This is a genomic window from Acidovorax sp. FW305-C-20-28 (assembly GCF_058783375.1).
Window position 1 is genome coordinate 82,566 of record NZ_JBYSYM010000019.1, and the last position, 13,997, is coordinate 96,562.

A 13,997-nucleotide genomic window follows, 5' to 3' on the forward strand; every position below is an offset into this window, starting at 1 on the left:
CCGGTTCACGCCAGCTTCGGGGAGCGCACGGAATCGGCCATGACAAAGCGCCGCTTCCCGGCTTCCTTGGCCCGGTACATGGCATTGTCGGCTTCCTGCAGCAGGGCCTCGCAGCTGGCCAGGCCGGTGGTGGTGTGCGGGCCGTAGCTGGCACCGCCGATGCTGGCAGAAATCTGCAGCGTCAGACCCCCGATCAGGAACGGCGAGGACAGGCTTTCCACCAGCTTGCCGGCCACCTTGGCCGTGCCGCGCAGGCCCGGCTGGACCAGGGCCACGGCGAATTCGTCGCCCCCCAGGCGCGCGACCAGATCGCCGCCGCGCACCCCTTGCACCAGCCGCTGGGCCACCTGCTGCAGCAGCACATCGCCGACTGCGTGGCCATGGGTGTCGTTGACACCCTTGAAACCATCAAGGTCGACGAACAGGATGGAGACATCACCGCCGTTGCGGTGGGCCTGTGCGAGCTGCTGCTGCACGATCTGGCGGAACAGCGCGCGGTTGGCCAGGCCGGTCAGCATGTCGTGGTGGGCCTCGTGCTTGGCCGTGTCCAGCAGCTGCGCCGCCTGGCTCAGGGCATGGCCGACCTTGTCGGCCTCCGTCAGACCGAGCGGCGGCACCAGGACGGGCGCGCCTGAGCCCAGGGCCAGTGCCGGCTCGGTCAGGGCCTGCACGGCGTTGGCGATGGAGCCGCCGATGCGCCAGGCCAGGAGCAGGCTGGCGGCCAGCATCAGCACCAGGCCCGCCAGCAGCCAGGCGACGGTGCGCAGCAGCGGGATGCTGAGGCTGCTGCTGGGGATGCCGATGGAGACCGCCCAGCCCGTGGTCGGCGAGCGGCTGAAGGCCGAGAGCACGGGAATGCCCTCCAGCGTCACGGCGTCCACCGAATCCTCGTCCACCTGGGCCAGCCGCTGCAGTATCCGCGGGGCGCCCTTGGCCCCGACGAAGCGCCGCATCTCGTGGCTGCGCGCGACGATGGTGCCTTCCGCATCGTAGATGGAGACGATCCAGTCCGGGGCCAGGTGCTGGTTGCTCAGCAACTGGGTCAACCGCTCCGGCCACAGGCTGGCCCGGAGCAGCTGCTCCGCACCAGGAAGCTTGCCGGCCGCTCTGGGCGCCACGGGCACCGCGATGGTGACGGTGGTCTCCTTCTCGAAACGGGCCTGCAGGAAGGCCGCTTTCGAGAGCGCTGTGGCCGGGCGTGGACTTTGGGAGGGGGGCGTGGCCGGGGTGCCCGGCGGCAGCCGGGTGTCCATCAGCACGCTGCCATGCTGGTCCTCCAGCGCGAGGGCCGCCACATGCAGGTGGCCCAGTGCATCCTCGGCCTGCAACTGGAAGGCGGGCAGGTTGCCGGCCAGCAGCAGCCGCGACGTGGACAGCACGCGCAGGCCCGATTCGATGCCGGCGAGGTCCCTGTCGACGGTGGCGATGATGGCGCGCGCCGTGACCACCAGCGCCCGGGCCTGTTGCTCGCGCAGCCGCTGGTAGTCGTAGACCATGACCACCACGGCCATCAGGGACACGGGCAGGCTGGCCGCCACGACCAGGAACACCAGGCGCGAGCGGATGGTTGGCGGCATGGCCCCGTACACCGAAATCAGCAGCGTCGTGACCAGGAACAGCGCGGCCAGCCCGCTGATGGAAAAGCCCAGCCAGCTGCCGCCAATGCCCGTGGGCAAGGCCCCGCAGATGCTGCCGGGGGCGAAAATGGCGGCCGCCATGCCGGTGTAGTGCATGCCGGCAATGGCGCTGCCCATGACCAGGGCGCTGGCCGTCTTTTTGCGAAAGCCCGTGAGCACGGTCTCGTGGCGCAGGCGAAAGCAGATCAGCAGCGCGGCCGTCGAGGCGCCGATGGCGAACAGGATGGAGAGGGCGAACAACCAAGGGTCGTAGGCGATGCGCGGTCGCATCTGCATCGCCTCCATGCCCAGGTAGTGCATGGCGGCAATGCCCAGGCCCATGAGGGCGCCCGCCCCCAGCAGGCGCTGCCCGCCCAGGTGCGGCCGGCTGACCGTGTACAGGGCCAGGGCCGAGGACAGCACGGCGACCAGCCAGGAAGCCAGCGTGGTGCCGGCCTCATAGGCCAGCGGCACCGGCAGCGAGAAGGCCAGCATGCCGACGAAGTGCATGGACCAGATGCCGGTGCCCATGGCCAGGGCGCCGCAGCCCAGCCACAGCAGCGCGCGGCGCGCGCTGCCGACGGCCGCGGCCACCCGCGAGGCCATGTCCAGCGCCACGAACGAGGCCACCACCGCGGTGGCGACCGAGAGCAGGACCAGGACCGGGTCGTAGCTACCCTGCATGGGGGGCCGGGGTTCGGCCCCTGCGGGGCGCTGCAGGCATGCGCTGACTCATTGACACCTCCCGTGGAAACTGCGGGGATACCCTTGTCGGACAGCCATGCTAGCGGTTCCCCGCGGTGTCTGAAAGCTTTGCTTTGCACACCGGCACCGGGGCCGGTGCCGTGCCTCAGAACCGGTAGGTCGAGGTCAGCGCATAGGTGCGCCCCTGGCCATAGAAGCAGTCGCCGCGCGCCAGGCACTGGGTGATGTGCACCTTGTCGGTCAGGTTGGTCACGTTGAAGGCAATGCGCCAGTCGCCCGCGTCGTAGGCCAGCAGGGCATCGGCCAGCGTGGCAGAAGGCGTGCTGATGGCGGAGCTGCCACTCCACTGCGAGCCGGTGTGGCGCACGCCGACGCCCACGGTCCAGCCGCCGCGCCCTTCGCTGGCAAAGCGGTGCGACAGCCAGGCCGAACCCGTCTGCTTGGGCACGCTGGCCACGGGCAGGCCCTGGTCGCCGGCGTTGCTGCGGGCGATCTTGGCGTCGGTGTAGCCATAGGCCAGGGTCAGGTCCCAGTGGCTTGCCAGGCTGGCGGTGAGCTCGGCATCCAGGCCGTTGACCTTGACCTCGCCGATCTGCAGGCTGTTGAGCGGGTTGGCCGGGTCGTTGGTCTTGCGGTTGGTCTCGCGCAGCTGGTAGGCTGCCACGAAGGCCGAGATGCCCTGGCCTGGCGGTTGCCACTTCACACCCGCCTCCCACTGCTTGCCGCGCGTGGGTTTGTAGGGCGTGCCGTAGACGTCCAGGCCGCCCAGCGGCTGGAAGGATTCGGAGTAGCCCACATAGGGTGCCCAGCCGCCGTCCATCTGGTAGGTGACGCCGGCGCGCTTGGTCCAGGCCTTGTCGTCCACCGCGGCTGCGGGGCGGCCCTCGGTGTCGGTCTTGGCGCTGTCGTGGCGCAGGCCCAGGGTGGCCGTGAAGCGGCCCCAGGTGATCTGGTCCTGGGCATAGAAGCCGAGCTGGCGCTGGGCCACGCCGGGCTGGCGCACCAGGGCCGAGGCACTGGGCGCGGTGAAGTTGCCGTACACCGGGTTGTAGACGTCGATGGACGGGGCCACGGCACGCCAGGCCGACTGGCCCGAGTGGTTGCGCTGCACGTCCAGGCCGGCCAACAGCGTGTGCTGCGTGGCGCCCGCGTTGAGCTTGCCTTCGAGCTGCGTGTCGATGAGCAGCATGCGGCCGGTGTTGAGGTTCCATACCGCGTCGCGCACCACGGTGCGGTTGTCGCTGTTGAACACCGGGCGCGCAGGGCGGCCGGTGGCGGCATTGGCCGTGAAGCTGGTGTAGATGGTGCGGTAGTCGACCTCGGTCACGGTGCGGCGCAGGTTCTGGCGCACGGTCCAGCCATCGTTCAGGCGGTGGCTGAACAGGTAGCCCCAGGAGCTGTTCTCGGTGTCGAAGGCGTCCCAGCCCGGCTCGCTGATGAAGGTCGAGCGCGGAATCTGGCCGTACTGGTTGGGCAACTGCGTGCCCTGCCAGGGGAAGAAGCCGATCAGCGAACCGCTCTTGTCCTTCTGGTGCAGGCCCTGCAGCGTGAGCGAGGTGTCGGCGCTGGGGCGCCAGGTCAGCGAGGGGGCGAGCACCACGCGGTCGTCGTCCACATGGTTCACCTGGGTGCCGCTGTCGCGCCCCACGGCCACCAGGCGGTACAGCCACTGGCCATTGGCATCGAGCGCGCCGCTCAGGTCGGCGGCGATCTGCTTGCGTGCGTGGCTGCCCACCTGCACCTGCACTTCGCGTGCGGTCTCGGCCTGGGGGCGCTTGCTCGTGAGGTTGAGCACGCCGCCCACGCTGCCCTGGCCGTACAGCACCGAGGTCGGGCCGCGCAGGAACTCCACGCGCTCCAGCGTATACGGATCGGGCCGGCTGCTGTTGTAGGTGCCGTAGGTGCGCAGCAGGCCGTCCTGGTACTGCGAGACGGTGGCGCCGCGCGCGCTGAAACTGTCCACGCGGCTGTCGAAGTAGTTGGAGACTGCGCCCGCGGTGTAGGCCGTGACCTGGCGCAGGGTCTGCACGCCCTGGGCCTCCATCTGGTCGCGCGTCACCACGCTGATGGCCTGCGGGGTCTCGAGCAGCGGTGTGTCGGTCTTGGTGGCGCTCAAGCCACGCTTGGCCACGAAGCCGGAAACCGGGGCGGTGGGGTTTTCGCGCTCGGCGCCGGACTGCACGGTCACGGGGGCCAGCGTGGCTTCAGCGGCCGCCGGTGCTGCGGTCTGGGCCTGCGCACAGGCGCTGCAGGCCACCAGGAAGGCGGCCTGGGCAATGGTGGTGCGCGGAAGCCGCGCGAGGTGGTGGGTTGGCATGGTCGTCGATGGCAAAGGTTCGGCCCGCGGCCGGGCGGCAGCGAAGGCGGGTTGGCTAGGGGTGGCGGTGCACGGCCGCAGCCGGGTGCAGCAGCGGGTGCGCGCGGTCCGGTGGCCGTGGTGGGGGAAACGGGCTGCGCGCAGTGGCGCAAGCCCGGGGGGCCCTGCAGGCTGCATGGCCTTGCGGCCGCCTGGAGGGACGCTGCTGTCAGTGCTTTTCGGGTGCGGGTGGCAGCGGTGGCGAGACGGCGCCTTCGGCCTGCACGAAGCTCAGTGTGGTCACGTAGCTGGCTTCACCGTACTTCTCACCCTGGGCTTCGCCGGGCGTCTTGTCGGTGTGGTGCACTTCGGCCACGTACTGGCCCTTCCAGGGGGTCAGGAAATCCACCGTGCCGTCGTCGGCGGACTGGGCTTCGCGGCTCCAGCCGGCGGGCGAGACCAGTTGCACCTTGGCCTTGGGCAGCGGCTTGCCGTTGAACACGACCTTGAGCTGGCCGGGCTTGCCGGTGGGCACCAGGTCCAGCGCCTGGCCGGGCGCCACGGGCTGGGCCAGGCTCGCGACCCAGCGGGCCGAGGGCTGCCAGTACATGGCGGGCAGGTTGCGCTTGCTGCGGTCGATCAGCGGGTAGGTGGCGGCGGCGAACAGCGTGTCGGCGTTGCCGGTCACGGTGTAGGCGAAGGCGTCCTTGGTGAGCTTGCCCTCGACCTTCTGGCTGGCGGTGCCGGCGCGTTGCTCGAGCACGGGCACGCCCTTGAACTTGTCCAGCGCGCCCGGCGAGGTTTCGCGCAGGTTGTCGTTGAACTCGCCGAAGTGCAGGCGGACCTGGCCGCCGCCGGCATTTTCGAGCCAGACTTGGTGGGCGTTGGCGGAGGTGGCGGCTGCTGCCACCAGGGCGATGGCGGCGGCGGTGCGAAGTGTCAGGGTCATGGTGAGATGCCTTTGAAGTGAGAGGGTTGGTAAATGAGAACGATGGTGATTATCGTTGTACTTTACAAATCTACCTGTGCCGACAGGGAGACGGTGCGCGGGCGGCCCAGGTAGGTGCCGTTGAGCCAGTATTGCTTGTCGGTGAGGTTGGCCACCGACAGGCGCCAGACCACGGGCTTGCCCGCCACCTTGGCGGCATAGCGCAGCCCGGCATCGAGCAGCGTGTAGGCGGGCAGCTGCTGGGTGTTGAGGGCGTCGCGCTGCTGCTTGCCGGTGTAGAGCAGGCCGCCCGTGAGCGCGAGGCCGGGCACGGCGGCGATGTCCTGCTCGGCGTAGAGCTTGGCCTGGACCTCGGCGACGTTGGCGGGCGTCTTGCCCTGCAGCGCCGGGTTGGCCGTCTGCCGGGTCACCTGGGCGTCCAGCAGGGTGACGCCGCCCCACAGCGTGAGCCCGGGCAGGGCGCGGCCGCTGGCGGTGAATTCAAGCCCCTTGTGCACCTGGCGGCCGTCCTGCACGTACACCGGCGCGGCGGGGTTGGTGGTGGTGTCGGTGTACTGCAGGCCCTTGTCGATCTGGAACAGGGCCCCGGTCAGCAGCATGTGGCCGAGTTCGGCCTTGATCCCGAGTTCCGCCTGTTTGGACAGCAGGGGCGGCAGAACGGCGCCCGCATTGACCACGGCGCGCCCGCCTGCGGTCAGCGGCGCGGTGCCGCCCTTCTCCAGGCTCTCCATGTAGTTGGCATAGAGGGTGATGTGCTCGCGCGGCTTGAACAGCAGCGCCACCGAGGGCGTGGTGCGGCTGTCGCCATAGCGTGCCGTGGCGGCGCCCGCGGCGTTGTAGCTGGTGTCCGTGATGCTGGCGTGCGTGAGGCCGACCAGGGCCGACCACTGCGCGTTGAATTCCACATGGTCGCCCAGCACCCAGTTGCCGTAGCGCGAGCGCTGGGCGATGTACTTGGGGCCCGCGATGCTGAAGGCCGGGGCGGTGAGCGCCGTGGGCGCGGCGATGTCCATGGGCGCCGAGGTCAGCGTGGCCCAGCCGCCCGCCGAACTCAGGAAGGGGGTGCGCTCATCGTGGTCGCCATACCATCCTGCCGTGAGCTTGTGGCGCACACTGCCGGTCTGCAGCTTGCCGTCCACCAGCGCGAAGCCGCCCAGCGCCTTGACGTCGGGGTAGTCCCAGGCGCTGGCCTGCACGCGGTAGCGGCCCGGGGCGCCGGTCACGAAGAGGTTGTTGGCGGCGATGAGGTCGATGTCGCTCTTGCGCTGCGTGAGGCCGGTGCGCACGGTCAGCGCCTCGCTGGTGCGCCAGGTCAGGCGAGCGCCCCACTGGGTCTGCGTGGTGTCGGTGCGCGTGAAGGGCTGGCCATAGGCGCGGTGCAGGTCGGGTGCGGCGGGAAACGCGGCCCCGGGGTCCACGTCCCAGAAGGGCTCGGTACCCTGCATGTGGTAGGTGCTGCGCGAAGCATCGAACTGCAACTGCAGGCGGTCGCTGAGGTTCCAGTCGAGCGCGCCGCTCACCAGGCCGCGGCGCAGGGATTGGCCGTCAAGCCGCAGGTCGCCGTCCTGCGCCACCGCGTTCAGGCGGTAGGCCAGCCGGCCATCGGCGTCCAGCGCACCGCCGAAATCGCCATGCACGCGCAGGTTGCTGCCTTCGGTGATGCCGGCGGTCACGCGCGCCAGCGGCTGGTAGACGGGGCGCTTGAGCACGTAGTTGATGGTGCCGCCTACGTTGCCGCTGCCATAGAGAAAGCCCGACAGGCCGGTCAGCACCTCGATGCGCTCCTTGTCCTCCAGGTCCGTGTTCACATAGGTGGTGGTGCTGGGAACGCCGTCGATGCGCTTGGTGGAGCCCACGCTGAAGCCGCGCATGGCGACGCTGGTGAAAAAGCGCGACTGCGGCCCCTGCAGCTGTACCACGGGGTTGTAGCGGAAGGCGTCATCGGGCTTGCTGGCCTGCAGGTTCTGCAGCAGCTCGCTGGTGGTCACATTGACCGAGAACGGCGTATCGAGCAGGGGCAGGTCGGCCAGGGGGCCGAGCTGGCGCACCTGGGCGGGGCGGTAGCCCTGGGCCGCGGCGCCATCGCGCTCGCTGGCGGCTTCCTGGATCTTGACCTCGGGCAGGGCCTGCTGGGCCTGGGCCGTGGCGGCCAGGCCGAGCAGCGCGGCCATCACGGGTGTCAATGTGCGTGGCATGGCAGTGTCATCTCTTGGGAAAAAGGCACGCAGGCCCGAAGGCGCGTGCCGTGGCTCACGAAAAATGGCTGCCTGTGCGAAACGCTGCGGTGGTTCGCGTTGGTGGCTGGAAAAATGCGCGGGAGCGGCATGCGCTCCCGCGGACGGGCAGGGTGGCGCCTGTCAGAAATCGACGCTGGCACTCAGTGTGAAGGCTCGCGGTGCACCCACCACCAGGTAACCCGAGCCGGGGTAGCCGCCCACCGAGGCCCAGTAGTTCTTGTTGGTCGCGTTGTCGATGCGTGCACGCAGCGTGACCAGCTTGCCGCCCACCTCGGTCAGGTAGCGGGCGCCCAGGTCCAGCCGGTTCCAGCCGGCCACGCGCAGGGTGTTGGTGGCGTTGGCGTAGCTCGATCCGGTGTGCACCAGGCGGCCGTCCAGCGCCAGGCCGCGCACGCCGGGCACATCCCACTCCAGGCCCAGGTTGGCCTGCAGCTTGGGCACGCCGATCACGCGCTGGCCTTCGGTGCTTGCCACGCCCGTGCGCTCCTGCTTGGCATTGAGCCAGGTGGCGCCGCCCAGCACGCGCAGGCCGGCCACGGCTTCGCCCTGCACGGCCAGCTCCAGGCCCTGGTGGCGGTCCTTGCCGCTGGCACTGAAGATGTTCGCTGCGTCGACTATCGAGCGCGGCTTGTCGGTGGAGAACAGGGCCACGCTGCCGCCCACACGGCCGCCGTCGTACTTCACGCCGATCTCCTTCTGCTTGGAGACATAGGGGGCCAGCATGGTGCCGCGGTTGGCCGCCGTGGCGGGCGCGGTATCGCCCTGGCTCAGGCCCTCGGCGTAGTTGGCATACACCGACAGGCTCTTGTCCACCTTGTACAGGGCGCCCAGCAGGGGGCTGGTGCGGTCCTGCTCGTAGCGCGAGGTCTGGATGCCGGTGTTGTAGGCATAGTTGGCGATATCGAACTTCTGGTGGCGCACACCCAGCGTGACCAGCAGGCGGTTGTCCAGCATCGAGAGCGTGTCGCCCAGCGCCACGCTGCTCATGCGGGTACGGCCGTTGGTCAACGGATTGCTCATCACGCTGCCCTTGACGGCCGTTGCGCTGAAGGCGGGAAAAGCCGAGAACACAGGGTTGTAGAGGTTCGTGGCCTGCGTGTTGCCCGAGTCGAAGATGTAGGCGTTCTTCTTGTCCAGGCTGAACGTGGAGGCCGCGAGCACCCACTCATGGCCGATGCCGCCGGTCTGCAGCTTGCCGCGCAGGCCGACCTCGCCGGTGTTCACATTGTCCTTGCGGGCGTTGTCGAAGCGGTAGGTCGTGGCCGCTCCGGTGCTGCCGTTGGACACCGAGAGGTTGGCCAGCGAGTTCAGTTCCTTGCCGCTGCGGGCACCGGCGGCAGCCCAGGCGGTGATGTTCTGGTTGATGTCCCATTCGCCGCGCAGCGTGCCGAAGGTGTCGCGCTCGTTGGAGAAGGACCAGGGCTGCGCGAAGTTGCTGTTGCCGTCCGGTGCGGTGGGCACCACGGTCACGGCACCGCCCAGGGTGACGTTGGTGCGCGTGCGGTTGAGCTTGTGATCCTGCCAGCCGATGTCTCCCGACAGGCGCACGTCGCGGCTGCGCCAGTCCAGGCCCACGGCGGCCAGGCCGAGCTTGGCCTTTTCGTTGTCGATGGCCGTGCCGCCGTTGTGCGAGGCCACGTTGACGCGGATGCCGGTGTTGCCGTCAGGCCCGAAGCGGCGCGCGATGTCGGCCGCCACGTCGCTGTGGCCGCCGCTGCCGGCGCCCACGCTGACCCGGTTCAACGGCTCGTTGGGGGCGCGCTTGGGCAGCAGGTTGATGGCGCCGCCCAGGCCACCACCACCGGGGTTGGCACCGTTCAGGAAGGACGAGGCGCCGCGCAGCACTTCCACGCGCTCGAACAGCTCGGTGGCGATGTATTGGCGTGGCAGCAGGCCGTACAGGCCGTTGTAGGCCGTGTCGTCCGAGCCCAGGATGAAGCCGCGGATGAAGTACGACTCCTGGAAGTTGCCGAAGCCGCGCGCCACGCGCACCGTGGGGTCGTTCTGCAGCACGTCGCCCACGCTGCGGGCATGGCGGTCCTGGATCAGCTCGTTGGTGTAGCTGATGGTGGAGAACGGCGTCTCCATCGCGTCGCGCGTGCCCAGGATGCCGACGCGGCCGCCGCGTGCCACCTGGCCACCCGCATAGGCGGGCGACAGGCCTTGGGCCGAGGCGTCGGCGCTGGCATTCACGGTGACGGTGGAGAGCGTCTTGTCATTGCCGGCAGCGGTCTGCGCGAGTGCGGCAGGCAGGGCAAACATGCACAGCAGGGCCGCGGCCAGGGCCGCCGGTGTGGGTGCAAACAGAGGGGTGCGTGTGGTGTCGTGCATGGTGGCTGGGAACAAGTCGAAGAGCGGTGGATCTCAGGAAGGGGTGGAGTCGGCGTCGCTGCCGTCGTCGCCCGCTGTTGCGGTGGGTGTGTGGGTGGGGGTGGGCCGCCAGGCGAACCAGGCCATCACGGCCACAGGCACGCCCAGACCGGCCCAGGACCACCAGTCGCCCCAGGTGTCCGAAATGAGCGCGGTGGCCAGGCCGCTGGCGGTGAGCAGCCCGAGCACGATGGGCCAGCCCCAGAGGGTGCGAAACGGTGTGGAGGCGTTCCTGCTCATGCCGCGCGCTCCGGGTTGGCGGCCAGGGAGGCTGCGGCATTGGCGGGCAGGGCCGTGGAGGCTGCTGCTGGCGCGGCAGCCTGCGCGGGCGCCTTGCGGCGCAGCCACAGGTACAGGCCGCTGCCCAGCACGATGATGGTGGCGATGTCCAGCAGCGCCCAGAGGATCTTCATGGGCATGCCGCCGTAGTCGCCGAAGTGCAGCGGCTGCGAGACCAGCAGCGCCGTGAGGTACCAGGGCAGTTGCGGCGCGGCCGTGATCTGGCCGCTGTGGGCATCGACCAGGATGGGCTGCAGCAAGCGCGAGGTGAGTGGCTCGGCGCCGCGCACGAAGACGGTGTTGTGGTGCGGGCTCGAAAACGCAGTGCCCGGGAAAGCGATGAACGACAGCTTGGTGCCTGGCGCGTGCGCACGCGCCACGTCCACCGCCTGCTGCAGCGGGCCGCGCTCTGCCATGGCGATCACGGGCTTGCCTTTGTAGGGCGCGAGCAGGGTGGACAACTGGTCGTACTGCCAGTATTTGATCATCAGGTCGGCCCAGGTGTTGATCATGCCGGTGGCGCCCACCACCAGGGCCCAGACCAGGGTGACGATGCCCAGCAGGTTGTGCAGGTCCAGCCACTTCACGCGCGTGGAGCGGTCGCGCCGCACCTCGCCGAAGCGCAGCTTGCGCATGAACGGCGCGTACAGCACCACCCCGGTGACGATGGCCACCAGCAGCAACAGGCCCATGAAGCCCAGGAAGAGCTTGCCCGGCAGGCCCGCGAACAGGTCCACGTGCAGGCGGAACATCAGGTTCATGAAGCCCTGGTTGGTGGGGATGTCGGACAGCACCTTGGCCGTGCGCGCATCCACTGCCACGGACTTGAAGTCTTCGGTCGGGTCGGGCGTGTGGGTGAGCGTGACGAACCAGACCTTGTCGTCATCCTCGGCCTGCGAGACGAACTGCACCATGCGCTCGGGGTGCACGGCCTTGGCGGCGGCGATCACCGTGTCGAGGCTGGCGCGGGGCGTGCTGTCGGGCATGGCGGGGGCCTCGACCTCGGTGCCCAGCAGGTGGCCGATCTCGTGGTGGAAGATCAGCGGCAGGCCGGTGAGGCACAGCAGCAGCATGAAGACCGTGCAGATGAGGCTGGACCACTTGTGGGTCCAGGACCAGCGGCGGATGGCGGTGGGTGACAGCATGGTGCAGGGCTTCGCAGGCCGGACAAGCTTGGAAACGTGGAAACGTGGAAACGTGGAAACAGGGCGATGGAAGAAGCCCCCGCGGCGGCGTGCCGGGGGGGCTTGGTGCGTCGATTTTACGATGCAAGTAAGAATGATTTGCTTTTGCGTTATTTTTGTATTGTTGTTTTGATGTCAAAAAGGGCCCGGGGCCCCTGGGTGCGCCGGGCCCTGCCCAAGGCGTTCCGGGCGCTCAGTAGCGCGCCTTGAGCGACAGCGTCACACGGCGCGGCTCGCCGTAGAAGTTCTGGCGCGCAATGCCCGAGACCTTTTCGTAATAGGTCTTGTCGAACAGGTTGTCCACCGAGAGGTTCAGCGCCAGCTGGTCGTTGATCTGGTAGCCCACCTGCGCGCTGGCCAGCACGTAGTCACCCGAGGTGATGCGCAGCGCGCCGCTCTGCGCAAAGAAGTCGCTGCGGTAGGAGAGGCCGCCGCCGATGCTGAAGCCGCGCAGCGCGGGCGAGGTGAAGGCGTAGCGTGTGAAGATGTTCACGCTGTGGCGCGGCGTGACAGGACTGAAAATCTGGCCGACCTGGGCCACGGGTGCCTTGAGGTAGAGCGTGTCGTTGTAGGCGTAGCCGGCCACCACGTCCCAGCCCGGCTGGGGCTGGCCGCTGACTTCGGCCTCGAAGCCCTGCGAGCGCACCTTGCCGGCGGCGATGGAGGCGTTGGCCACGTTGGGGTCGGCCATGGCGCGGTTCTCGTCGATGATGCGGAAGATGGCGGCATGCGCCTGCAGGCGCTTGTCCAGGAACTCGCCCTTCACGCCCACTTCCACCTGCTTGCCGGTGCGCGGGTCGAGCAGCTTCTTGGCCGCATCGAGCTGGCTCTGCACCACGAAGGTTTCGGAGTAGCCGGCATAGGCCGTGTACTGCGGGTGGAAGTCCCAGAGCACGGCCACCGAAGGCACGAACTGGCGGCCCGGGTCGGCCACGCTGGTGGCGGCGCCGGTGCTGGTGCTGCGCGTGACCGCGTCGGCCCAGCTCAGGCGGCCGCCGGCCAGCAGCTTGACGGAGTCGGCCACGCTGATCTGGGCCTGGCCGTATAGCGCCTTCTCGGTGCGCGTGGTGATGGCCGTGTAGCCGGGCAGTTGGATGTCGGGGTAAGCCTGGGCGTAGTTGGGCGCGAGCAGGTTGACCTGGTAGCTCGGGCCGTAGCCGTAGTTGTTGTCGTAGCTCTTGTTCTCGCTGTGGCTTGCGCCCACCAGCAGGCGGTGCGTGCGGCCCGCCACCTGCACCGGCAGGTTGGCGAACAGGTCGTAGTTGCGCGTCTTCACATGGGTCAGGCCGTCCACCGTCTCCATCGTGAAGTTGCCGTTGGCGCTGAGGGCGCTGTTGGCGCGGGCGGAGCGGTAGTAGGCGGTGCGGTCCACGTCGCGCGCCGACAGGCGCAGCGTGCCGCCGCCCGAGAGGCGGTGCTCCAGTTCGGCGAACAGGTCGGTGGTCTCCAGGTCCTGGCGGTTGGCGGCCAGGCCCGAGAAGGCGCTGCGCGGCAGGCTGGCCAGGCGGCCATCGGCGTAGGTGGGCAGGCCCTGGTCGATGGAGGCGCGCACGCGCTGCTGCGCGCCGCCGATGGACAGCGTGGTGGACGGGGCGATGTCCCACTCCAGCGTTCCATAGCCCAGGCGCTTGTTGTTGAACACGGTGTCGACATGGCTGTCGCGGTCTTCCGCCACGGCCACGGCACGGGCGCGCACCGTGCCGCTGGTGTTGAGCGCACCGCCCACGTCCACCGCGCCGCGGCGCAGGCCGAACGAGCCCACGGAGGCGTCGGCGTTGAGCATGAGCTTGCCCGGCGCGCGCTTGCGCACCAGGTTCACCGTGCCGCCCGGCTCGCTGCCGCCCTGCAGCAGGCCGGCGGGGCCGCGCAGCACCTCGATGCGGTCGTACATGGCCGTGTCCAGTGTGCTGTAGTTGCCCTGGGGGATGGGCACGCCATCGAGCTGGATGGCGCCGAGGTCGAAGCCGCGCGACTGGAAGGTGTTGTAGTTGCCGGCGCCGTCAAATCGGGTCACGTTGATGCCGGTGCTGTACTTGACGGCGTCTTCCACCTTGGTCACGTTGCGGTCGTCGAGCTGCTGGCGCGTGATGACGCTGATGGACTGCGGAATCTCGCGCGGTGACTGGTCCATCTTGCCCACGCTGAGTTGGCGCGCCGTGTACTGGCCCGTGCCTTCGGTGGTGTCGCTGCTGTTGGTCACCTTCACTTCGGGCAGGGCGGCGTCCTGCGCGTGCGCTGCGCCTGCGGCCAGGCAACTGCAGGCGGCCAGCAGGGCCAGGGTGCTCAGGGGAAAGCGCGGGGCCGCTGCGCAGCTGTCAGAGGGGGCGTCGATGGAGGGCATGGTGCGGGCCTGTGAAAAGA

8 protein-coding genes are annotated in these 13,997 nt (G+C 69.2%); all 8 read right to left on the reverse strand.

The annotated features are described in order from the left end of the window. Window positions 1–5: 5 nt before the first annotated feature. On the reverse strand, window positions 6–2,300 hold the full coding sequence (locus AC3WOH_RS21220) for a sensor domain-containing diguanylate cyclase (RefSeq protein ID WP_492231305.1): 2,295 nt from the start codon (window positions 2,298–2,300) through the stop codon (window positions 6–8). 166 nt (window positions 2,301–2,466) lie between these two features. Next, window positions 2,467–4,638 carry a TonB-dependent siderophore receptor gene (locus tag AC3WOH_RS21225; RefSeq protein WP_492231306.1) on the reverse strand — a complete coding sequence of 724 codons (2,172 nt, stop codon included), beginning with the start codon at window positions 4,636–4,638 and terminating at the stop codon, window positions 2,467–2,469. A gap of 208 nt (window positions 4,639–4,846) precedes the next feature. Continuing rightward, a complete protein-coding gene (locus tag AC3WOH_RS21230) occupies window positions 4,847–5,566 on the reverse strand; it encodes a TonB-dependent receptor (RefSeq protein ID WP_492231307.1) in 720 nt (239 codons plus the stop codon). A gap of 62 nt (window positions 5,567–5,628) precedes the next feature. Then, entirely contained in the window at window positions 5,629–7,761 is a 2,133-nt protein-coding gene (locus AC3WOH_RS21235; protein WP_492231308.1) for a TonB-dependent receptor, read from the reverse strand. A gap of 162 nt (window positions 7,762–7,923) precedes the next feature. Next, a complete protein-coding gene (locus AC3WOH_RS21240; RefSeq protein WP_492231309.1) occupies window positions 7,924–10,134 on the reverse strand; it encodes a TonB-dependent receptor in 2,211 nt (736 codons plus the stop codon). A 33-nt stretch (window positions 10,135–10,167) separates the two neighbouring features. Next, window positions 10,168–10,413 carry a hypothetical protein gene (locus AC3WOH_RS21245; protein WP_492231310.1) on the reverse strand — a complete coding sequence of 82 codons (246 nt, stop codon included), beginning with the start codon at window positions 10,411–10,413 and terminating at the stop codon, window positions 10,168–10,170. Next, entirely contained in the window at window positions 10,410–11,597 is a 1,188-nt protein-coding gene (locus AC3WOH_RS21250; RefSeq protein ID WP_492231311.1) for a PepSY-associated TM helix domain-containing protein, read from the reverse strand. Before AC3WOH_RS21250 ends, AC3WOH_RS21245 begins: the two co-directional genes overlap by 4 nt. Window positions 11,598–11,829: 232 nt before the next feature. After that, window positions 11,830–13,977, reverse strand: coding sequence for a TonB-dependent siderophore receptor (locus AC3WOH_RS21255; RefSeq protein WP_492231312.1), 2,148 nt, complete (start codon window positions 13,975–13,977; stop codon window positions 11,830–11,832). Between the last annotated feature and the right edge of the window lie 20 nt (window positions 13,978–13,997).

What these genes read in the sequence shown, in the direction of transcription:
- AC3WOH_RS21220 (WP_492231305.1), bottom strand. Translation starts at nt 2,300, where the DNA reads ATGCAGGGTAGCTACGACCCGGTCCTGGTCCTGCTCTCGGTCGCCACC.
- AC3WOH_RS21225 (WP_492231306.1), bottom strand. Translation starts at nt 4,638, where the DNA reads ATGCCAACCCACCACCTCGCGCGGCTTCCGCGCACCACCATTGCCCAG.
- AC3WOH_RS21230 (WP_492231307.1), bottom strand. Translation starts at nt 5,566, where the DNA reads ATGACCCTGACACTTCGCACCGCCGCCGCCATCGCCCTGGTGGCAGCA.
- AC3WOH_RS21235 (WP_492231308.1), bottom strand. Translation starts at nt 7,761, where the DNA reads ATGCCACGCACATTGACACCCGTGATGGCCGCGCTGCTCGGCCTGGCC.
- AC3WOH_RS21240 (WP_492231309.1), bottom strand. Translation starts at nt 10,134, where the DNA reads ATGCACGACACCACACGCACCCCTCTGTTTGCACCCACACCGGCGGCC.
- AC3WOH_RS21245 (WP_492231310.1), bottom strand. Translation starts at nt 10,413, where the DNA reads ATGAGCAGGAACGCCTCCACACCGTTTCGCACCCTCTGGGGCTGGCCC.
- AC3WOH_RS21250 (WP_492231311.1), bottom strand. Translation starts at nt 11,597, where the DNA reads ATGCTGTCACCCACCGCCATCCGCCGCTGGTCCTGGACCCACAAGTGG.
- AC3WOH_RS21255 (WP_492231312.1), bottom strand. Translation starts at nt 13,977, where the DNA reads ATGCCCTCCATCGACGCCCCCTCTGACAGCTGCGCAGCGGCCCCGCGC.